We start from the raw sequence: 20,768 nt of genomic DNA, 5'->3' as shown, positions 1-20,768 counted from the left end.
GGAAACGCCCCCTGCCGGATGTCAGCAGGGGGCGGAACCGATCAGGCGATACGCGGCAGTTCGTTGAACTGGTGGAACGGCGGCGGGCTCGACAGCGTCCATTCGAGCGTCGTCGCGCCTTCGCCCCACGGATTGTCGGCGGCCTTCTTGCCGGCGAACAGCGAATAGAGAATGTTCGCGAAGAAGAAGAGCATGCCGACGCCCATGATCACATAGCCGTAGGACGAGACCAGGTGCCAATGCGCATAGGCTTCCGCATAGTCGGGATAACGGCGCGGCATGCCCTGCTGACCCAGGAAGTGCTGGGGGAAGAACATGACGTTCACGCCGATGAAGAAGATCCAGAAATGCAGCTGGCCGAGGGCTTCGCTGTACATCCGGCCCGACATCTTCGGGAACCAGTAATAGAAGCCGGCGAAGAGCGAGAAGACCGCGCCCAGCGACAGCACATAGTGGAAGTGCGCGACGACATAATAGGTGTCGTGCAGGTTGGTGTCGACGCCGCCATTGGCGAGCACGACGCCGGTCACGCCGCCGACGGTGAACATGAAGATGAAGCCGAGCGACCAGACCATCGGGGTCTTGAAGCTCATCGAACCGCCCCACATGGTGGCGATCCAGCTGAAGATCTTGATGCCCGTCGGGACCGCGATCACCATCGTTGCCGCGGTGAAGTACATCTTGAGGTTCACGCTCATGCCGACCGTGAACATGTGGTGCGCCCACACGATGAAGCCGACGACGCCGATCGCGACCATGGCGTACGCCATGCCGAGATAACCGAACACCGGCTTGCGGCTGAAGGTCGAGATGATCTGGCTGACGATGCCGAAGCCCGGCAGGATCATGATGTACACTTCGGGGTGACCGAAGAACCAGAAGAGATGCTGATAGAGGACGGGGTCGCCGCCGCCAGCCGCATCATAGAAGGTGGTGCCGAAGTTACGGTCGGTCAGCAGCATCGTGATCGCCGCGGCGAGAACCGGCAGCGCGAGCAGCAGAAGGAAGGCGGTAACCAGCACCGACCACACGAACAGCGGCATCTTGTGCAGGGTCATGCCCGGCGCGCGCATGTTGAAGATGGTGGTGATGAAGTTGATCGCACCAAGGATCGATGCCGCGCCCGCGAGGTGGAGCGAGAAAATCGCCATGTCGACCGCCGGGCCGACCGACCCGCTGGTCGACAGCGGAGCATAGACCGTCCAACCGGTGCCGGCGCCGTTGCCGCTGCCGCCCGGAACGAACAGCGAGCCCATCAGCATGACGAACGCAACTGCCGTCAGCCAGAAGGAGATGTTGTTCATGCGCGGGAACGCCATGTCGGGCGCGCCGATCATCAGCGGGACGAACCAGTTGCCGAAGCCACCGATCATCGCGGGCATGACCATGAAGAACACCATGATCAGGCCGTGCGCGGTGATCATCACGTTCCAGAAATGCTTGGCGGCCGTCAGATCCTGCGCACCACCGAGCGCCTGCGCCCAGCTGCCCAGATACTGGATGCCGGGATGCGCGAGTTCGAGGCGCATCATGCCCGAAAGCGCGCCGCCGACGATGCCGGCGACGATCGCGAAGATCAGGTAGAGGGTGCCGATGTCCTTGTGGTTCGTCGACATGAACCAGCGGACAAAGAAGCCGGGCGTGTCGTGATCATGGTCATGATCGTGCGCATGGTCGTGGCCGTGCGCGGGTGCAGTCGCTGCGATATCGGTCATCTGTCGGACCCCTTGTTAATTCTTGGCGGCCGGCGCGGCGGCGGGCGCCGCTGCCGGTGCAGCTTCGGTCGTGGCGGCGGCCGGCGTCGCAGCGGGTGCGGCAGCAGAAGCGGCGGCGGCAGGTGCCGGAGCAGCTGCGGCAGGCGCGGCGGCCTCGGGGCCCTTCGGGTTTCCGCCCTTCGAGCGGACCCAGGCTTCCCACTTGTCGACCGGGAGAACTTCGACGGCGATCGGCATATAGCCATGATCGACGCCGCAAAGTTCCGAGCACTGGCCGTAATAGACGCCGACCTTGTTCGCGGTGAACGTCGTTTCGTTGGCACGGCCGGGGACCGCGTCCATCTTGGTCCAGAAGGCCGGAACCGCGAAGCTGTGGATCACGTCGGCGCCGGTGATGATCAACTTCACCTGACGGCCGACGGGAACGACCATGCGGTTGTCGACCGCAAGGTGATAGGGTTCGCCGCGTGCGACGGCATCCTTCTCGGGCAGGATCTTCGAGACATATTCGCCAATGCCCTGGTCGGGATAGGCATAGCCCCAGTACCACTGGTAGCCCGTGACCTTGATCGTCAGCGCATCCTTCTTCGGCGGCTCATATTGCTGGGCCAGAAGCCGGATCGACGGCACCGCGATCACCGCGAGGATCAGCACCGGAATGGCGGTCCAGATGATTTCGATGAAGGTGTTGTGCGTCGTCTTCGACGGCACCGGGTTCGCCTTTGCGCGGAAGCGGAACACCACCCAGAGCAGGAGGCCGAGGACGATCAGCGTGATCACCGTGATGACGGGCAGCAGGATCACATGGTTGAACCAGTAAGCCTGTTCGCCGACCGGGCTGACCTGCGGCTGGAAATCGATGCCCGCGTCGACCGGCTGACCGACCCCGGGGGTCGGCTTCATCGGGACATAGGTCGCATCGCCCGCCGGCGCTGCGGCGGTGGTCGCCACCGGCGCTGCCGCCGGAGCAGCCGCATCGGCGGCGGCCGGAGCCGGATTCGCCGGAGCCGTTGCGGCGGGGGCTTCGGCCGGAGCCGCAGCCGGTGCCTGCGCATGGCCGGCGCCCACCGCGCCGAGCGACAAAGCCGCCGCAATTACAAGGGTTTTCAAGCTCTTCATAAGGATAGTGCCGCCCGTTGCCTGTTGTTCTTATCGATGCCCCAGCCTGCCTTTCCCCTCTGCCGGACATGCGTCCACGCAGCCATCGGACAGGCTGAATCTCGCGGGCGCTATAGACCCGCTTGCCGCTTGCCTCAAGCATCTCTAACACTATTTTGCGGCTGGATAATCTGCGCCGCCAAAACCCGGTCGTCCGTCAGGGGCGACGCACTGGACAAAAGAATAAATCTCCCATGACCGATGATGAAATCCTGGCCGAATTCCGCGCCGCCGACGCCCTGCTTCAGGGGCATTTCCTGCTCTCCTCGGGCCGCCACAGCGAATATTATCTCCAGTGCGCACGCGTGCTGATGGATACCGAACGCGCCGGCCGGCTCGCCGTCGCGCTCGCGGCCAAGCTGCCTCGCGACCTCCGCCAGGCGATCGATATCGTCGTGTCGCCCGCAATGGGCGGCGTGATCATCGGCCATGAAATGGGCCGCGCGCTGGGCAAGCCGGCGATCTTCGTCGAACGCCCGACGGGCACTTTCGAACTGCGCCGCGGCTTCGCGATCGACCCGGGCGCGAAAGTGCTCATGGTCGAGGATGTCGTCACCACCGGCCTGTCGTCTCGCGAAGCGATGGAGGCGGTGCGCGCCGCGGGCGGCGAGGTCGTGGCGGAAGCCGCGCTCGTCGATCGCTCGGCGGGCAGCGTCGACCTCGGCGTCCCCTTCTACCCGCTCGTCGCGATCAATTTCCCGACCTATGCCGCCGACGAACTCCCCCCCGAGCTCGCGGGGACCGAGGCGGTCAAGCCCGGCAGCCGGAGCAAGGCGGCTTGACCGGCCCCTCGCCCTCCCGCCTGCGGCTCGGCGTCAACATCGACCATGTCGCGACGATCCGTAACGCGCGCGGGGGCGAACATCCCGATCCGGTGCGCGCGGCCGAAATCGTCGCGGCGGTCGGCGGCGACGGCATCACCGCGCACCTCCGCGAAGACCGCCGCCATATCCGCGACGATGACCTCGCCCGCATCCAGGCCGCGACCGACCTGCCGCTGAACCTCGAAATGGCGGCGACCGACGAGATGCTCGAAATCGCGCTGCGACATAAACCGCATGCCGCATGTATCGTGCCCGAAAAGCGCGAGGAACGGACGACCGAGGGCGGGCTCGACGCCGCGGGGCAGCATAATCACCTCGCGCCGATCGTCGCGCGCCTGAACGATGCCGGCATCCGCGTCAGCCTGTTCATCGAACCCGATGCGCGGCAGATCGAAGCCGCGATGCGTCTGCGCGCACCCGTGGTCGAATTTCATACCGGCCGCTATGCGCATGTCGAAGGCGAAGAACGCGCCGCCGAACTTCGCCGCCTCGCCGACGCGGCGGCGCTCGCGTGGAAGAATGGTATCGAACCTCATGCGGGCCACGGCCTCACTTATGACAATGTCATTCCGGTCGCCGCAATCCCGCAACTCGCGGAACTCAACATCGGCCATTATCTGATCGGCGAAGCCATCTTCAACGGGCTCGATCCCGCCGTGCGCCGCATGCGCGCACTGATGGACGAGGCGCGCGGATGACGCGTGCCTCGTTGACACAGTTTACCTTGTACGGTTTGGCTTTTTTGGTCGCCGCAACCGCCTGTTTCTTCATTTCCCACTTGCTGCTGGCGATTGGCTTTGCCTGGCCCAACAACAGCGAATGGCGAAACTCGCTCAATATTGTCGTGCTTTGCATCTTCGCGCTGGTCAATCTTGCGTTTGTTGGCAAATCGCTCATTGCAACGCGCAGAAACAAATTCTGGACGGGGTTCCTCTTGCTCACCGCTCCAATAGCGATAACGGGCCTGCTCTTGCTCGCTCTCTATTGGTGGACGACCTTCTCATGATCATCGGCCTCGGCTCCGACCTCTGCAATATCGAGCGCATACAAAATTCGCTCGACCGCTTCGGCGAGCGTTTCGAACAGCGCGTCTTTACCGATGCCGAGCGCGCCAAGGCGGCACGGCGGCCATTCACTCGCGCGGGGACCTACGCCAAGCGCTTCGCCGCAAAGGAGGCTTTTTCGAAAGCCGTCGGCACGGGTTTCAAGCATGGTGTGTTCATGAAGGACATTGGCGTCGTCAACGCCCCCTCCGGCGCCCCGACCCTCGCCCTCACCGGGGGCGCCGCCGAACGGCTCGCAGCGATGATCCCGCCCGGCCACACCGCGCATATCCATCTGACGCTGACCGACGACCATCCATGGGCGCAGGCCTTCGTCATCATCGAAGCAATCAAGGACTGAGTGAATAATGGCGAAGGACAAGACGAAGGATGACGGCGGCTGGGGCAAGCTGATCCGCGATATCGTGGTGATCCTGCTGCTCGTGCTCGGCATCCACAGCTGCGTCGCCAAGCCCTTCTATATCCCGTCCGATTCGATGATGCCGATCCTGCGCAACGGCGACCGGCTCATCGTCAGCAAATATCCCTATGGCTGGTCCTATTCGTCGGTGAGCTTCCACCTCGCGCCCAAGGTCGAGGGACGATTGTTCGGCAAGCTGCCCGAACGCGGCGACATCGTCGTCCTCGAACATCCGGTGACGCGCATCGACTATATCAAGCGGGTGATCGGCCTGCCCGGCGACACGATCCAGCTGACCAACGGCGAACTCAGCATCAACGGCAAGAAAGTGAAACGCGAAGTCCAGCCGATGCTGGCGATCCCGGTCGATCCCAACCTGCCCGGCCCCGACAGCAGCCTGTTCCGCTTCGTGAATCGCAGCGCCGATGGCAGGCAAGTCCTCGAACTGCCGATCGTCCGTGAAACGCTGCCCGGCGGCGCGACCTTCGACACGATCGACATGGGCCCCGGCTATACCACCGATGATTATGGCCCGGTCACCGTGCCGGCCAATCACCTGTTCCTGATGGGCGACAATCGCGACGGCAGCGCCGACAGCCGCGTCGACACGAGCCAGAAGGGCCTTGGCGGCCCGGTGCCGTTCGACGCGATCGCGGGGCGCGCCGAGATCATCAGTTTTTCGACCGATGGAACCGCCGAGTGGTATAACCCATTGAGCTGGTTTAGCGCGCTGAGATCGGGACGCGCGGGAACCGATCTGCGCCCCGAACGTCAGGGCAAATAGCAACAACGGGAAGCAGGCCATGGCGGCAACGCGACAATCGGCAGTAACGCGCACCGCCGCCAGCGCCTCGGCAAAGGCCAAGGCCCACAAGGAAGCCCCCGGCCCCACCGAGATCCGCAGCCAGCTCGTCCGCACCGAGCTTCTGAAAGCGGGCGTCTGGATCGGCCTCGCGCTGCTCGTCGGCGTGTGCATCGTCCTGATCCAGCCGATCCTGCTGATCTTCGCCGGCATCGTCATGGCATCGATGCTCGACGGCGGGACGCGCCTGCTCGGCCGGGTGCTGCCGATCGCGCGCGGCTGGCGCCTCCTCATCGTCTGCCTCTCGCTCCTCGCCTTCCTCGGCTGGACGATCCTGTTCGCGGGCTCGCAGATCGCCGACCAGGCGGCGACCTTGCAAACCGTCGTGATGGCGCAGATCGAGCGCATCGCCGCCTGGGCGAGCGACCATGGCATGGGCAATCTCCAGATCGACACCAAGACGATCACCGACAATATCGCGGGCACCGTCGGGCGCGTCACCGCGGCGGTCGGCACGGTCCTCGGCGGGCTCACCAGCCTCGTCATGATCATCGTGCTCGGCATCTTCATCGCGATCGAACCGCGGCTGTACGAGCGCGGCGTCGCGTGGATGCTGCCGATGAAGAGCCGCGAGAATTTCTACATCACCACCGCGCGCATGGGCTTCACCCTCCGCCGGCTGATGGCTGGGCGCCTGCTCGGCATGCTGGTCGAAGGAATCGGGACCTGGCTCGCCTGCCTCGCCGTCGGCATCCCGATGGCCGCCTTGATGGGCCTGCTCACCGGCCTGCTCGCCTTCATTCCCAATATCGGCGCAATCGTGTCGGGCGTGCTGCTCGTCCTCGTCGGTTTTTCGGCAGGCACCGACACCGGCCTCTGGGCGATCGCCATCTATTTCATCGTCCAGACCGTCGACGGCTATCTGATCGTGCCGATGGTCGCGAAAAAGACCGTCGACCTCGCCCCTGCCCTCGTCCTCGGCGCGCAGATCCTCTTCGGCGCGCTGCTCGGGCTGATGGGCCTGTTCCTTGCCGACCCGATCGTCGCGATGATCAAGGTCGCGCTGGAGCGCGAGGCCGAACGCAACGCAGGCGTCGCCAATATGAAAACGGCGGCAGGTTCCTGACCCGCCGCCGTTTCCGATTCATCCGATTGCCGGGCTCTACGGCTGCGGCACGCCCGGCGGGGGACCGGCGGGGCCACCCGGCGCGCCCTGCTGCTGCATCATCTGTTGCTGCTGCATCATCTGCATCTGCTGCTGCATCGCGCGCACTTCGGCCTCGGTGCGGAAATCTATCAGCGTCACGGTGAAATGCAGCGTGCTGTTTGCCGGGATCGGACCGTTGTCGCGATCGCCATAGCCAAGTTGCGGCGGGATGGTGATCTTGTATTCGCCGCCCTTCTTCATGCGGGTCAACGCCTCGGAGAAACCGGGCACGACGCGCGCGACTTCCATCGGCGCCTGTTCGTTGGAGTCGAAGACCTTTCCGTCGTCGAGCTTGCCTTCATATTTCACCAGCACGACGTCGGTCTTGCCGGGGCTGTTCCCCGTGCCTTCCTTGACGACTTCGAACCCGATGCGCGGGGTCATGTGCCAGGCAAAGGCGGCGCCCGCGACCAGCAAAGCCGCGAGGCCGAACCACATCAGCCACAGGCCGCCCTTGCTCACCGGGCGCAATGGAACCGTCGTTACGCTCATCTTGGCTAATCCTTCCGCTGCCCCGGCGGGGCGAAAATGCTGGCGAGGCCTATAGGCGGTGCGGCGCGGAACGGTCCAGAGGCAATATGCACGCACTCCGGTTTGGGGTGGAGAGCGGACATCTCCCTCCCCTTTCGTCACTCCGGACTTGATCCGGGGTCCATAGCTGCGGATCCCGGATCAAGTCCGGGATGACGATGATCGGAAAGGAACGCATCCGGTCGCCCCGCCCTGCTCCAACGAAAAAGGGCGCCGCGTTGCCGCAGCGCCCTTTTCACGATCAGGATCCCGAACGGGAGACGGTCTTTACTTGATACCGTCGCGCTCCATCCGCTTGCGCTCCATCTTGCGGGCGCGGCGGACAGCGGCGGCGCGCTCGCGGGCGCGCTTTTCGCTGGGCTTCTCGTAGTGACGGCGCAGCTTCATTTCGCGATACACGCCCTCACGCTGCAGCTTCTTCTTGAGCGCGCGAAGGGCCTGGTCGACATTATTGTCGCGAACGATGATCTGCATACGCCGTGTCGTCTCCTGTTCGTCAAAACGATTTGCGCCACCGGGTGAACCGGTTTGCCGTAAATCGCCGATATTCGGGCAATAAAAAGAGCGCCGCGAAAGCGCGACGTTCCGATGTGGAGGCCAACTAAAAGGATTCGCGCCGAAATGCAAGCCCAAAGGCGGCGAAGCGCGCCGGTCGCGCCACAAGGCCACCTCACCCGCTCGCGGGATTGTGCGCGCCCCTCGCCTTGTGGCATAGGTAGCAGGACGAAACCAATCAACATGTAAGGGACAGGCCATGGCGACCCAGCTCAAGCGCAACAGCAAATATAGCGAAGCCGAATGGACGGCGCGGCAGGAGCTTGCCGCCTGCTACCGCATCTTTGCGATGATGGGCTGGGACGAGATGATCTTCAACCACATCACGGTGAAGGTCCCCGACGAGGACGGCGCCTTCCTGATCAACCCCTATGGCCTGCACTTCAGCGAAGTCACCGCATCGAACCTGATCAAGATCGACATCGACGGCAACAAGGTCGACGAGGACAATCCCTGGCACGTCAACAAGGCGGGCTTTGTCCAGCACAGCCTGTTCCACCGCGTCCTGCCCGACGCGCACGCGATCATCCACACGCACACCACCGCAACCACGGCGGTCTGCGCGCTCGAAGGCGGGCTGCAGCCCGTTAATTTCTATGCGTGCAACTTCATGGGCCAGCTCGGCTATCATGATTTCGAAGGCGTGACGGTGCGCGAGGAAGAAGGCGAGCGCCTCGTCCAGAATCTCGGCGACAAGCGCATCCTGATGCTGCGCAACCACGGCCCCGTCGTCATGGGCAAATCACTGACCGAAGCCTTCATCAAATATTGGGCGCTCCAGCGCGCGTGCGAAATCCAGCTCGCGACGATGAGCATGGGCAAGCCGATCACCGTCCCGCAGGAGGTGATCGCGGTCCACCAGCGCGACCTGTTCATGGCCTCCATCCCCGGACAGGCCGGCAAGGCCGAATTCGATGCGATGGTGCGCAAGGTCGACAAGATCGACACGAGCTGGCGTGACTAATCCGCCGGCTGCGCTAACAGGGGCGGCATGACGCGATTCTCGGTCAACGACCGCCCGGTCGAATATCGCATGGAACCCGAAACGCCCTTGCTGTGGGCGCTGCGCGACGCGTCGAACCTGACGGGAACCAAATATGGTTGCGGTACCGGCGAGTGCGGCGCCTGCACCGTCGATATCGACGGCGAGGCGATCCGCAGCTGCATGGTCACGATTGCCGAGTGCGAGGGGCGGTTCGTCACGACGATCGAAGGCCTGTCGCGCGACCGCAGCCATGCCGTGCAGCAGGCATGGGTCGCCGAACAGGTGCCGCAATGCGGATTCTGCCAGTCGGGGATGATCATGGCCGCCGCCGCGCTGCTGCGCGGCAACAGCAACCCAAGCGATGCCGAAATCGACGCCGCGATGACCAATATCTGCCGCTGCGGCACCTATCCGCGCATCCGCACCGCGATCCGCCTTGCGGGCCGCGTGCTGCGCGGCGAAGAGCGGATCGCCGCCGCGCCGCCGCCCGGCATCCGTCCCCAGGATGCGGCAGAGGCCGTCCCGGCGCTTCGCCTGCCGCCCGGGAGCTGAACGTCTCCGTTCATCTAGCTGAACCGCAGGCAACGACGCGGTCAGCGATCGATCATCTTGCCGCTGGTAAGAATCGCTTCATCATCCCGGCTGGCGTCTCCAGCACACGGGACATGAGTTGGAGAATGGCGAGATGAAGAAGATGTTCGGAGGGTTGCTGATCGCGGCGACGATCCTGACCCCTATCGCCCCCGCAGCCGCACAGGCATCGGGCGAACGGGTCCAGATCGCGCAGCGCGGCGACCGCGGGGATCGCGGACCGCGCGGCCCCGAAGCACGCCGCGGTGGCAATTGGGGTGGGCAGGCCCGCCCCGAGCGGCAGCAAAGGCAGCAGCCGCAGGTGCAGCGCAGCGAGCGCCAGCAACAGTGGCAGCAGCGCGGCAATGATCAACAGCGACAGGCGCAGCGTGAACAATGGCGCCAGCAGCGCGGAAACGATGCGCAGCGCCAGCAGTGGCAACAGCGCGGCAACGACCAGCAACGGCAGGCCCAGCGCCAGCAATGGCAGCAGCGTCAGGCCGAACAGCGCCAGCGTGGCACCTATGATCGCAACCGCGATGGTCGCACCGACCGACAGTGGGACCGCAACCGCGACGGCCGGGTCGATCGCCAGTGGGACCGCAACCGCAACGGTCAGGTCGACCGCCGCTATGACCGTAACCGCAACGGCGACCTCGACCGCCGCTGGGACCGCAACGATAACAACCGGGTCGACCGGCGCTATGATCGCAATCGCAACGGCTATGTCGACCGTCGCTATCGCGACGGGCGCAACGACCGGTGGGACCGCAACAACAGCCGCTGGAGCCGCGACTGGCGCAGCGACCGCCGCTACGACTGGCGCAGCTATCGCGACCGCAACCGCAGCTATTACCGCATGCCGCGCTATTACAATCCGTATCGCGGATATGGCTACACGCGCTTCAGCATCGGCTTTACGCTCGGTTCGCTCTTCTATGGCCAGCGCTACTGGATCAACGATCCGGGCTATTACCGCCTGCCGCCCGCTTACGGGGGCTATCGCTGGGTCCGCTATTATGACGACGCGCTTCTGGTCGATACCTATTCGGGCGAAGTGGTCGACGTGATCTACGATTTCTTCTGGTAATATTCCTTTCGGTTACCCGAAGACAAACTGAGGGGCTGGCTTGTCCAGCCCCTCTTTTTATATCTTATACGCTTGCTCTCCCCACGCCGACGCGGCAGACGATGCGCCGAACAAAACAGGGGAGCAGATATGCAAAAATCGGGTTTGGCAGCCGTCGCGTCAGTCACGCTGGCGCTTCTGGGCGCAGCTTCGGCCGAAGCGCGCACCACGGTGATCTATGCGGCGCGCGTCATCACCGATGCCGACAAGCCGGTGCAAGGCCCCGCGACCGTCATCGTCACCGATGACCGCATTACCTCGATCGCGCCCGGCCGCAGCGAAGCACCGGCGGGCGCCGAGGTCGTCGACCTCGGCGACAAGACCCTGCTTCCCGGCCTTATCGACCTCCACGTCCACCTGACCGGCGATCCCGGCGACGATTATCGCGCCGCCGCCGTCGATCCCGACGAGTGGGGTGTGGTCGTCGGCGCCAAAAATGCCGCCATTACCCTGCGCGCCGGCTTCACCACTGTCCGCGAGGCGGGGTCGGCGCAATATACCGCCTATTCGCTCCGCCGCGGCACCGCGAACGGCTTTATCGAGGGCCCCCGCATCATCGCAGCGGGCCCGCCCCTGTCGATCATCGGCGGCCACGGCGACGTCACGGGCTTCCGCGAAGACGTCCATGCCGTGCTCGATCAGGGCTATACCTGCACCGGCCCGCTCGAATGCGCCGAAAAGGTACGCAAGGCCTCGCGCGCCGGCGCCGACGTCATCAAGATTACCGCGACCGGCGGCGTCCTGTCGCAGCAGGGACGCGGACTCGAAGGCCATTTCACCAGCCCCGAACTGCAAAGCATCGCCGACACGGCGCACTCGCTGGGGCTGAAGGTCATGGCGCATGCGCATGGCGCGGGCGGGATCAAGGCCGCTGCGGCCGCCGGCATCAACAGCATCGAACATGGCACCTTCGCCGACGATGAAACGCTGAAGGTCATGAAGGCCAAGGGCACCTACCTCGTGCCCACGCTGATGGCGTTCGAGGGCATTCGCGAGCGGCTCGGCAAGGGCATCTATACCCCGACGGTCGAGGAAAAGGTGCGCATGACGCTGAACGACGTCGGCAAGGCTGTCGGCCGTGCCAAGGCGCTGGGCGTGCCGGTCGCCTTTGGCACCGACGCAGGGGTCTTCGAGCATGGCCGCAACGGCAGCGAGTTCGCGTTGCTCGTCAAATATGGCCTGACCCCGCGCGAAGCATTGGCGAGCGCTACGACCGTCGCGGCGAAGCTTTTGTCGATGGAAAATGAAATCGGCCGCATTGCGCCGGGGATGTCCGCCGACCTGATCGCCGTGTCGGGCGATCCGCTGACCGACGTCCACATGCTCGAAAAGGTGGACTGGGTGATGGCGCGCGGCCGGATCGCCGACTGATCGAAGCCGTCAGGCGGCGCGGCGGACCCGTCCTCGCGCCGATGCCAGCGTTTTTGGACCGAGCAACGCTTCGACATCGACCGCGTCGGCAAATTTGACGCCGACGCGGTTGCCCGCCGACCAGCGCGCCTCGGCATCGAAGACCTGCTCTGGCCCGAACTCGAGCGTCAGCGGCGTTCCCGCCGGGACGTTCCACAATCCCTCGACCAGCGCGCCGCGCGACGACATGTTGCGCACGATCGCCTCATATTGATAACCGCCGCTCACGACCTGGATCGTGCGGAAGATGGTCAGCCGCGGCTCGCGCGCACTCTTGTACCCGTTGGCTTCGACCCGCCCGCCTCCCTCGCGCAGCAACGCCAGCACCTCGGTCAAATCCATCGGCTTGCCATAGATATAACCCTGGACATGGCTGCACCCGAGTCCGCGGATCAACGCGAGGTCGTCGTGTGTTTCGACGCCTTCGGCGGTGGTCTCCATATTGAGCGCGGTGGCCAGGCCCACGATCGACGAGATGATCGCCGCATTCATGCTGGTCGGGTCGGCCGCTCCGAGGACGAAGCTCTGGTCGATCTTGATCTTGTCGAACGGCGCTTTCTTCAAATAGCCGAGCGCCGAATATCCGGTCCCGAAATCATCGAGCGCCAGCCGCACGCCGGTCCGTTTCAGCTTCTGGAACATCGCCAGATTCTCGGGACTTTCGTCGAGGAAGACGCCCTCGGTAATTTCGAGCTCCAACTGCTCGGGGCGGATCCCCGCCGCCGACACCGCGCTCATGATTGTCGCGGGCAGCTTTTCGTTCGCGAACTGGCGCGGCGAGACATTGACCGCCACCCGGTAGCCGGGCCCCAGGTCCGCAATCGTCGCGCAGGCGGTGCGGATGATCCATTCGCCGATCGGCACGATCAGGTTCGATTCTTCGGCAATGGGGATGAATTTGGACGGGCTGATGAACCCCCCGGTCGCATGATGCCAGCGAATCAGCGCCTCGAACCCGGTGATCCGCTCGGTCCCGACATCGACAATCGGCTGGTAAAGCAGCTTCAGTTCGTCCTTCGCCAGTGCGTCGCGCAGCGCATCTTCGATCGCCTTCCGCTCGCTTGCCTGATTGTGCATCGCATCGGCATAGAAACGATAGACGCCGCGCCCGGCGTCCTTCGCGGCATAAAGCGCGAGGTCGGCGTTGCGGACGAGCGCCGACGCACTCACCCCCTGTCCTTCGGACACCGCGATGCCGATCGACGATCCGATACGAACCTGCTCGCCTTCGATCGAAAAGGGCTTGGCAAGGCTCAGGATGATCGCGTTGGCGATGCCCGCCAGTTTTTCGGGCTGGATCATCTGCGGCACGACGATCTGGAATTCGTCGCCGCCAAGTCGCCCGACCTGCCCCTTGTCGCCGACGATCTGCGTCAGCCGCCCGGCAACCTGCTGCAGCAACTGGTCGCCCACCGGATGGCCCAGCGTATCGTTGACCGCCTTGAACCGGTCGAGATCCATGAGCAGGAGCGCGCAGGGCTGCCCCTGCCCGCCATGGCTTTTCAGCGCGCGTTCGAGCAGGTCGGTGATATGGCGCCGGTTCGCAAGCCCCGTCAGCGTATCATAGCGAGCGAGCTGGTTGATTTCGCGTTCCGACCTTTTCTTGTCGGTCAGGTCGGTGCCGCTGCCGCGAAAACCCTGGAAATTGCCGAGTTCGTTGCTGATCGGATGCCCCGAAATCGACCACCAGCGTTCCTCGCCCGGCACCGCCGCCTGCACGGTCAATTCCTTGAACGGTGTGCGCGACGACAGGCTGAACCCCAGCGTGCGTTCCTCGCTGTCGTCATTGCCGATCCGTTTGCGAATGATGTCGGTAAAAGGGTGGCCGAGCAATTCGGACAGCGGGCGGTCGAGCCGCGCCGCGACGGTCGGCGAGATGTAGACGAGATGTCCATAACGGTCGGTTTCCCAGAACCAGCCGCGTCCCGCCCGTTCGAAATCGCGCATCAGGTTCAGCGCCCGTTGCTGGTCGCTCATCGTCTGGCGCGCCGCGCGCGTCGCGCGCCGCTGGTGCCGGATATCCTCGCGCATCATCACGATCAGCAGGCCGAGGAAAACGAATCCCGCGACTCCGAATGGCCACGACGCCACGCCGATCGCGCCGCCGAGCGCCGTCGTACCGGCAAAGATGAAAAACGCCGGGCGGACGATCGCGACCGCCGATGCGGCAACCAGAAGCGATCCGATCTGGATCGCCGTGAAAGCATCGAAATGGAGGCTGCCGTCGGGAATCGCGATTGCGGCGAACATCGCCGCTGCGTTCAGCAGGCTGCCGAGCGCGATCAGTCCCATACACAGCATCACCAGCGCCCGTAGCCGCTGCGTCGACAGTGGGCGCGGGCGGCGCATCGCTTGTCCGATGACCGTCAAGATGATGTCGCAAGGCAGGCCGGCCGCCATGACGAACCATTGCGACGGATGGTCGAGAAAGCCCGCCAGTCCGGGCACGAAAGCAAAGGTCAGGAACGCAAGGACGCGGCTGATCAGCACATAATGCCACAGCTGCGCCACCCGCATCAGGCGCGTCACGAATTCGGGCGAATCGAACAGCGATTCGTCCAGCGACAATTCGCTGCCCGCGGGCCTGATGATGTTACGCCGAACCCCCAATTTCCCGATATTCCTGCCCGACTGGTCCAACCCGTTCCCTGTCCCGAAAGCCTTTCCAAATCCTTACCTGAGCGTGCTGATTTCGGCCGATATTGTGCCAAAACGGAAGGGGTTACGTTTCGGATCGCAACTTGTTATGATGCTTCATGCCTGCCGTTCGCCTGTTCCCGCCCGACCGTTTCTTCGACCGCGCCGAATGGTCGGCGATCACGCGCGCATCGTCATGGCGCGGCATCTGGCTGGTGGCGCACGCGTGGCTCGTCAGCATCGCGCTGGTCGGGCTGGCCGCCTGGTCGCAGAACCCCGCCGCGTGGCTGCTCGCGGTCATCTTTGTCGGCGGACGCCAGCTCGGCCTTGCGATCCTGATGCACGATGCCGCCCACGGGGCCCTGCACCCGAATAGAAAAACCAATAATTTCCTTGGCCAATGGCTGACCGGCGCCGCGGTTGGATCGGACCTGATCGCCTATCGCACCTACCATCTCCAGCATCACAAGTTCACGCAGCAGCCCGAAGATCCCGATCTGGCGCTATCGAAACCCTTCCCGACGACACGCGCCAGCCTGTGGCGCAAGGTGTTGCGCGACCTGACTGGTCAGACGTTTTTCAAGCAGCGCATGGCGCAGTTCGGTTTCGCCTTCGTCGGGTTGAAAGCGATGATCCGCGGCGAAAAGATCGAAAAAGGCCGCGCGAGCACCAAAGCCGGGACGCCGTTCAACAAACAGTCCGACGACGGCATGACGTCACCGACGGTCGACCTTGCCGGCGCAATGGCGGTAACGCGCGCCGTCGGGCGCTTCCTCGTCGTTCAGGCAGTCCTGCTCGCGCTGTCGCTCGCGCTCTATGGCTGGACGCCGTACCTGCTCTGGCTCGCCGGGCTCGCGACGACGTTCCAGCTTTACCTGCGCATCCGCAACATCGCCGAGCATGCCTGCACGACGACGGGCAGCGACGATCCCTTCACCCATGCGCGGACGACGCATGCGGGCTGGCTCGCGCGCGCGACGGTCGCTCCATATTGGGTGAATTATCACGCCGAGCACCACCTGTTCATGGGCGTGCCCTGCTATCGCCTGCCGCAAGTCCATGCCGCGCTCGGCCGCGCGGGGCGGCACGAATCGATGACGATCGCGCCCGATTATGCCGCGGTGCTGCGACAGGTAACTGCGAAGGGCTGAACGCTATTCGACGACGAAACGCTGGCCGGCGCGATCCTTGACCGTCTTTTCGGGATCGAAGATCATCCCGTTCATCGCGACATAGACGCCGGGAGGCAGCGTCTGCACGGCCGCCAGCGCAAAGCCGACGTTGAATTCGGCATCGCTCGCACGCACCGAGGCAGGCTGCATCGCCCCCGTCATCACGATGGTCTTGCCAGCGATCCCCGCGAGTACGCGGCCGGTGACGACCATCGTATCGGTTCCGTGGGTGACGAGGATACGCGACGCATCGCTCGCGGCCACCGCGGCGCGGATCGCCTCGCGGTCGGCGTCGCCGAGCTCGAGGCTGTCCTTACGCATCAGCTGCGTCACGCGGTGCGGGACGTGGACATTGTTTTCGCGTAGCATGTCGGGGATCGCCGCAGGGCCGATCTGGAACTCGGACAGCGCATCGAAATAGACTTTGTCGATCGTCCCGCCGGTGGTGAAAATATCGATCATGTCGGTCACGCGCACTCATCCTGCACCGGCAGCGCCGGCGTTCCGTCGGGGGCGGCAAAGGGCCGCTTGAAAGAGAAGGCCTCGGCAGTCGGCCCGTTGGCCGCAAGCATCGCGATCCGCGCCAGGCCCTCGGCGACCGTCGGGCGATGCCCCGCAGGAACCCACCAGAGCGCAACGCGCGAGTCCTTGTGATCGAACCATTCCTTGCGCCGCTTCATGATCGCAAGGTGGTCGGACGTGCGATAAACATAGGTGGCGAGCGCATCGAGATCGCGCCACACCGACATGTTGGCGATAACGAGCGGATCGTCGGTCACCGCCACATCGGTCGCGTTGTTGCCCTCGCCGATCAGGCGCCAGATAAAACCGTCGGCCGCTTCGGCAACCGCGTTCACATGGTCGAGCGCATCCATGAAATCGCGGTTGGCGACATGGTCGGACGGCAAGCGAAAGCGGCTGATGTTGATCTGCGCCAGTTCGTAACCCGCCATCCTATCCTCCTCAGGCCAAAGCCTCGGCGATCAGCCGCCGCGTGTTGTCGATCCCGAACAGCGCGATGAAGCTGCCCATGCGTGGCCCGGCGCTCGACCCGAGCAAGGTCTCGTAGAGGGCCTTGAACCAATCGCGCAGATTTTCAAAGCGATAGGCCTCGTTCTTGCCAATCTCGTACACGATGTTCTGGATATCGTCGGCCGAAGCATCGGCGGGCAAGGCCGCGAGCTTGGCGTCGAGTTCCGCGAGCGCGGCCCCCTCGCCGCCCACCGGCTTGCGGCGCTTCAGCGTGGGCGCGACATAGTCGCGGTTATATGCCATCGCGTTGTCGATCAGCCCGTCGAGCTCGGGATAGGTCGCAGCCGTCGCGCCCGCGACGTATTGGCCAAGGTAACGCCAGATCTGCTCCTTCGACGCATCGGCACCCATCACCCCCACGAGGTTGAGGAGCAGCCCGAAGGTAACAGGCAGTTCGGTCGCCGGCACGTCCTGCCCACGCGCGACATGGACGTGATGGACCGGGTTGCCGAGCTTCTTGTCGGGTTCCTGCGCCGGATAATTGCCGCGCATCTGCAGATATTCGTCGACCGCCTTGGGCACCACGCCGATATGCAGCTGCTTCGCCGCCTTCGGCTCGCGGAAAGCGAAAAAGGCCAGGCTTTCCTCGCTGCCATAGCTCAGCCATTCCTCGATCGAGAGGCCGTTGCCCTTCGACTTCGAAATCTTCTCGCCCTTTTCGTCGAGGAACATCTCGTAGATCAGCCCCTCGGGCTTGCGCCCGCCGAGCGCCTTGGCGATCTTGCCCGACTGGACGCCGCTGTCGGTGAGGTCCTTGCCGTACATTTCATAATCGACGCCGAGTGCGACCCAGCGCATCGCCCAGTCGACCTTCCACTGTAGCTTGGCGCCGCCGCCGAGGATCGAGTGGGTGATCGTCTCACCCTCGTCCTCGAACGATACCAGACCGGCATCGGCATCGACGACGGTCACGGGCACCTGCAGCACGATCCCCGACTTCGGGCTGACCGGCAGGATCGGCGAATAGGTCGCGGCGCGCTCGGCGCGCAGCGTCGGCAGCATGATGTCGAGAATATCCTGATTGTGCCGCAGCACATTCTTGAGCGCATCGTCGAACGCGCCCGCCCGGTAGCGCTCGGTCGAGCTGACGAATTCATATTCGAAGCCGAAACGGTCGAGAAACTCGCGCAGCATCGCATTGTTATGATGCGCGAAACTTTCATATTTGCCGAACGGATCGGGGATCGCGGTCAGCGGCTTGCCGAGGTGCGCGGCGAGCATTTCCTTTTGCGGCACGTTATCGGGAACCTTGCGCAGCCCGTCCATGTCGTCGCTGAACGCGACAAGCCGCGTCGGCGCGCCGCCGGTCAGCGCCTCATAGGCGCGGCGGACCATCGTCGTACGCAGCACTTCGTTGAAGGTGCCGATATGCGGCAGGCCCGAGGGACCATAGCCCGTCTCGAACAGCACGGCCTCGCCGGCGGGCTTGCCATCGGGATAGCGTTTGACCAGCTTGCGCGCTTCCTCGAACGGCCAGGCCTTGGACGTTTGCGCGGGTTCGCGCAGCGAAGGATGAAGGTGCAAGTCAGTCATGCCGCGCCCATAGCGGCAAGATGGGCCGATGGGAAGCAGACCGGCACGCCAGCCCGCTTCCCCGCCGAACTCAGCCGCGCGGCTGCGTTGCCGGCATGAAACCGCTCTTGCGCAGCAAGGCGGCCGACACGAACGACACCAGCAACGCGACCGGGAGTATTTCGGTCAGCGTCAGTGCCATGCGGAAGATCGGATTTTCATACTGCTTCCCGAACGCCTCCATCTCGGTCGAAAATTGTGCGATCTCCGCAGCCGACTTGCCGTCCGCGCGCATGATCTCGATATTGTTGGCGGCATAATCGGCGATGAACGTCCCGCCGGTCCGCCACATATAAAGCTCCCAGCCGAGAATGTAGAAAAGCGACGCGACGAGCCCGATGCCGAGCCCGACCCCGACCGCTTTCCAGAAGGTGATCACCCCGCCGAGATGGACGTCGCGATAGCGTTTGACGCCGACGAAAACGAAGATCAGCGCGACCAGCATCGACAGATAGCCGGCGACCATCCCCATCGCGCCATAATCGGCGATGAAGCTGACGTTGATGAACATGCCGATGGCGACGATGACGCCCGCGATCGCGCCGTAGACTGCAATAATCCTGCCCACTCATTTTCTCCCCTATCAATGGAATGCCATGCGAGGTGGGTTGGAACAACGGACGAAATCTATCGCCCAAACGGGTGATTTGGCGCTTATCGCCCAATTTTATGGCAGGATATCGAGCGTACGTGCCTTTTGCACCGCCTGCGTGCGGCTGGCGACTGCCAGCTTTTCATACACCCGCGCGACGTGCGTCTTGACCGTGTTGGGCGAGATGTCGAGCCGGCGCGCGATCACCTTGTTCGCATGGCCCGCCGCGAGCATTTCCAGAACCTCGCATTCGCGCGCGCTCAGGCCCAGCGTCGCGATCGCCGCCTCGTTACGCACGAACGCTTGCCTCGGCCGCGCGGTCAGCCGGTTACCGACCCATATCCCGATCGCAACACAGATGGCGGCGATACAGACGATATAGAATTCCGCCGACCAGCGATGCACGACATGCTTGTAATTCAGCCACTCGAGCAGGAACGCCGCAGCGGCAAGGGCAATGCCGTAAAGAAGGATCGGGCGGACCATGGCGCCGGTAGAACACGCCGCGCCATCGCTTGCAACTGGCCGTCAAAGACCTGTCCCGGCGCAAATATCGTTACCGGAAAATTTACCATGAAGGCGTAGCCTTGTCGGCATGAACAGCTTCCGCACCCCGATGGCCCGCAGCCACAAGCGCACGACCGTTTCGATCGACGTCACCGTCAACGGTGTGCTCAACTTCGTCGACGGCCGGATCACCGACCTGTCCGAAGGCGGCGCGCGCGTCGACGGGGCCAGCATGCCGGCACGTTCGCGCTGCGAGATCCATTATGGCGGCGAGGTCACTTACGCTGTCGTCATGTGGTCCGAGTTCGACCGCATGGGCGTGCGCTTTCCCTACGAGCTTACACACGGCCCGCTCCACAGCGCGCTGAAACGGGCACGGGCGGCATCGATCATCGAACCGTCACAGATATTCCACGCGAACCGCCCTGCCGTCTTCGGACGTCGCGGGCTCAGTTAGCGATCAAAAGGGCGCGATCGCTACACCTTCGCGTTCATTGTCCCAGATCATCGCCATGATCCGCCAACCATGGTCCGGATCCTTGAACAGCTGGATCGAATTGACCCCGCGCCGTTCGGGCAGTGCGTCGTCGAGCGCGGTCCGCGCTTCATAGGCGCTCCAGACATGGGCGATATTGCCCAGCACGTCGATCCGCCGTCCGATCTCGATCTCGAAAAAATCATTCTCCGCAAAAAAAGGGGTCGTGTCGCGCGCATAGTCGGCGAGCCCCATGCTCCGGAAGGTCGCGCGCCCGTCGCCATCGATCCATGTGCGGATCTGCCGCGCGTCGGGGTGAAAACAGTTCGCCTGCCGCGACCAGTCGCGCGGCCCTTTCGGCCCGGAGATCATCGCATACATCTCGTCCACCACCGCGCCGATCTCCGCTTCTTCGCTCATCCCGATTGTCC

General features: G+C 64.0%; 23 protein-coding genes. 12 read left to right on the top strand and 11 right to left on the bottom strand.

Annotation, left to right across the window (positions count from 1 at the left end; genetic code table 11):
• Positions 1–41: 41 nt before the first annotated feature.
• Together ctaD and coxB are read right to left on the bottom strand one after the other, a co-directional pair.
• The gene (ctaD, locus tag VGU00_RS06810) at positions 42–1,715 is read right to left on the bottom strand and encodes a cytochrome c oxidase subunit I (protein ID WP_327466804.1); all 1,674 of its coding nucleotides are present in this window, start codon (positions 1,713–1,715) and stop codon (positions 42–44) included.
• Between the two features lie 15 nt (positions 1,716–1,730).
• Positions 1,731–2,834: a cytochrome c oxidase subunit II gene (gene coxB, locus VGU00_RS06805; protein ID WP_327466802.1), complete on the bottom strand. Its 1,104-nt coding sequence runs from the start codon at positions 2,832–2,834 to the stop codon at positions 1,731–1,733.
• Between the two features lie 233 nt (positions 2,835–3,067).
• Here coxB and pyrE point away from each other — a divergent pair, with 233 nt between their 5' ends.
• The 6 genes from pyrE to VGU00_RS06775 are packed head-to-tail and all read left to right on the top strand — an operon-like array spanning position 3,068 to position 7,089.
• Positions 3,068–3,655, top strand: a complete 588-nt coding sequence (gene pyrE, locus VGU00_RS06800; protein ID WP_327466800.1) for an orotate phosphoribosyltransferase — start codon at positions 3,068–3,070, stop codon at positions 3,653–3,655.
• Positions 3,652–4,395 (top strand): pyridoxine 5'-phosphate synthase, encoded by a 744-nt coding sequence (locus tag VGU00_RS06795; protein ID WP_327466798.1) that lies wholly within the window; start codon positions 3,652–3,654, stop codon positions 4,393–4,395. The genes pyrE and VGU00_RS06795 overlap by 4 nt, the downstream gene beginning before the upstream one ends.
• Positions 4,392–4,703, top strand: a complete 312-nt coding sequence (locus tag VGU00_RS06790) for a hypothetical protein (protein WP_327466796.1) — start codon at positions 4,392–4,394, stop codon at positions 4,701–4,703. Before VGU00_RS06795 ends, VGU00_RS06790 begins: the two co-directional genes overlap by 4 nt.
• A complete protein-coding gene (gene acpS / locus VGU00_RS06785; RefSeq protein ID WP_327467447.1) occupies positions 4,700–5,101 on the top strand; it encodes a holo-ACP synthase in 402 nt (133 codons plus the stop codon). The genes VGU00_RS06790 and acpS overlap by 4 nt, the downstream gene beginning before the upstream one ends.
• Before the next feature lie 7 nt (positions 5,102–5,108).
• A complete protein-coding gene (lepB, locus tag VGU00_RS06780) occupies positions 5,109–5,945 on the top strand; it encodes a signal peptidase I (RefSeq protein ID WP_327466794.1) in 837 nt (278 codons plus the stop codon).
• 19 nt (positions 5,946–5,964) lie between these two features.
• Positions 5,965–7,089 carry an AI-2E family transporter gene (locus tag VGU00_RS06775; RefSeq protein ID WP_327466792.1) on the top strand — a complete coding sequence of 375 codons (1,125 nt, stop codon included), beginning with the start codon at positions 5,965–5,967 and terminating at the stop codon, positions 7,087–7,089.
• A gap of 36 nt (positions 7,090–7,125) precedes the next feature.
• On the opposite strand, the gene VGU00_RS06770 is transcribed toward VGU00_RS06775, so the two are convergent.
• The gene (locus VGU00_RS06770) at positions 7,126–7,662 is read right to left on the bottom strand and encodes an FKBP-type peptidyl-prolyl cis-trans isomerase (RefSeq protein ID WP_327455990.1); all 537 of its coding nucleotides are present in this window, start codon (positions 7,660–7,662) and stop codon (positions 7,126–7,128) included.
• A gap of 306 nt (positions 7,663–7,968) precedes the next feature.
• Positions 7,969–8,175, bottom strand: coding sequence for a 30S ribosomal protein S21 (rpsU, locus tag VGU00_RS06765; RefSeq protein ID WP_003047635.1), 207 nt, complete (start codon positions 8,173–8,175; stop codon positions 7,969–7,971).
• 280 nt (positions 8,176–8,455) lie between these two features.
• On the opposite strand from rpsU, the gene VGU00_RS06760 reads away from it, so the two are divergent.
• The 4 genes from VGU00_RS06760 to VGU00_RS06745 all read left to right on the top strand — a co-directional run bounded on the left by VGU00_RS06760 (position 8,456) and on the right by VGU00_RS06745 (position 12,311).
• Complete coding sequence (locus tag VGU00_RS06760; RefSeq protein WP_327455992.1) at positions 8,456–9,220, top strand: class II aldolase/adducin family protein; 765 nt, start codon at positions 8,456–8,458, stop codon at positions 9,218–9,220.
• A gap of 27 nt (positions 9,221–9,247) precedes the next feature.
• On the top strand, positions 9,248–9,793 hold the full coding sequence (locus VGU00_RS06755; protein ID WP_327466789.1) for a (2Fe-2S)-binding protein: 546 nt from the start codon (positions 9,248–9,250) through the stop codon (positions 9,791–9,793).
• A 133-nt stretch (positions 9,794–9,926) separates the two neighbouring features.
• Positions 9,927–10,901 carry an RcnB family protein gene (locus VGU00_RS06750; RefSeq protein WP_327466787.1) on the top strand — a complete coding sequence of 325 codons (975 nt, stop codon included), beginning with the start codon at positions 9,927–9,929 and terminating at the stop codon, positions 10,899–10,901.
• A 129-nt stretch (positions 10,902–11,030) separates the two neighbouring features.
• Positions 11,031–12,311 (top strand): amidohydrolase family protein, encoded by a 1,281-nt coding sequence (locus VGU00_RS06745; RefSeq protein ID WP_327466785.1) that lies wholly within the window; start codon positions 11,031–11,033, stop codon positions 12,309–12,311.
• Positions 12,312–12,320: 9 nt separating this feature from the next.
• On the opposite strand, the gene VGU00_RS06740 is transcribed toward VGU00_RS06745, so the two are convergent.
• Entirely contained in the window at positions 12,321–14,960 is a 2,640-nt protein-coding gene (locus VGU00_RS06740) for an EAL domain-containing protein (protein WP_327466784.1), read from the bottom strand.
• A 146-nt stretch (positions 14,961–15,106) separates the two neighbouring features.
• Here VGU00_RS06740 and VGU00_RS06735 point away from each other — a divergent pair, with 146 nt between their 5' ends.
• A complete protein-coding gene (locus tag VGU00_RS06735; protein WP_327466782.1) occupies positions 15,107–16,138 on the top strand; it encodes a fatty acid desaturase family protein in 1,032 nt (343 codons plus the stop codon).
• 3 nt (positions 16,139–16,141) lie between these two features.
• On the opposite strand, the gene VGU00_RS06730 is transcribed toward VGU00_RS06735, so the two are convergent.
• The 5 genes from VGU00_RS06730 to VGU00_RS06710 form a co-directional block, all read right to left on the bottom strand.
• Complete coding sequence (locus tag VGU00_RS06730) at positions 16,142–16,621, bottom strand: asparaginase domain-containing protein (RefSeq protein WP_327467446.1); 480 nt, start codon at positions 16,619–16,621, stop codon at positions 16,142–16,144.
• A 5-nt stretch (positions 16,622–16,626) separates the two neighbouring features.
• Positions 16,627–17,112, bottom strand: a complete 486-nt coding sequence (locus VGU00_RS06725; RefSeq protein WP_327466780.1) for a DUF3291 domain-containing protein — start codon at positions 17,110–17,112, stop codon at positions 16,627–16,629.
• 10 nt (positions 17,113–17,122) lie between these two features.
• A complete protein-coding gene (locus VGU00_RS06720; RefSeq protein WP_327466778.1) occupies positions 17,123–18,724 on the bottom strand; it encodes a lysine--tRNA ligase in 1,602 nt (533 codons plus the stop codon).
• Between the two features lie 70 nt (positions 18,725–18,794).
• The gene (locus VGU00_RS06715; protein WP_327466776.1) at positions 18,795–19,331 is read right to left on the bottom strand and encodes a DUF4199 domain-containing protein; all 537 of its coding nucleotides are present in this window, start codon (positions 19,329–19,331) and stop codon (positions 18,795–18,797) included.
• Positions 19,332–19,430: 99 nt separating this feature from the next.
• A complete protein-coding gene (locus tag VGU00_RS06710; RefSeq protein ID WP_327466774.1) occupies positions 19,431–19,841 on the bottom strand; it encodes a response regulator transcription factor in 411 nt (136 codons plus the stop codon).
• Between the two features lie 109 nt (positions 19,842–19,950).
• On the opposite strand from VGU00_RS06710, the gene VGU00_RS06705 reads away from it, so the two are divergent.
• A complete protein-coding gene (locus tag VGU00_RS06705) occupies positions 19,951–20,319 on the top strand; it encodes a PilZ domain-containing protein (RefSeq protein ID WP_327466772.1) in 369 nt (122 codons plus the stop codon).
• A gap of 3 nt (positions 20,320–20,322) precedes the next feature.
• On the opposite strand, the gene VGU00_RS06700 is transcribed toward VGU00_RS06705, so the two are convergent.
• Positions 20,323–20,757, bottom strand: a complete 435-nt coding sequence (locus VGU00_RS06700) for a hypothetical protein (protein ID WP_327466770.1) — start codon at positions 20,755–20,757, stop codon at positions 20,323–20,325.
• Positions 20,758–20,768: the final 11 nt, after the last annotated feature.

The sequence above is a fragment of the Sphingopyxis sp. genome (genome assembly GCF_035944815.1).
In the GTDB taxonomy this organism is placed as follows: domain Bacteria; phylum Pseudomonadota; class Alphaproteobacteria; order Sphingomonadales; family Sphingomonadaceae; genus Sphingopyxis.
The sequence above is the reverse complement of the archived record's forward strand: the minus strand, read 5'-3'. Positions and strand labels throughout refer to the sequence as shown.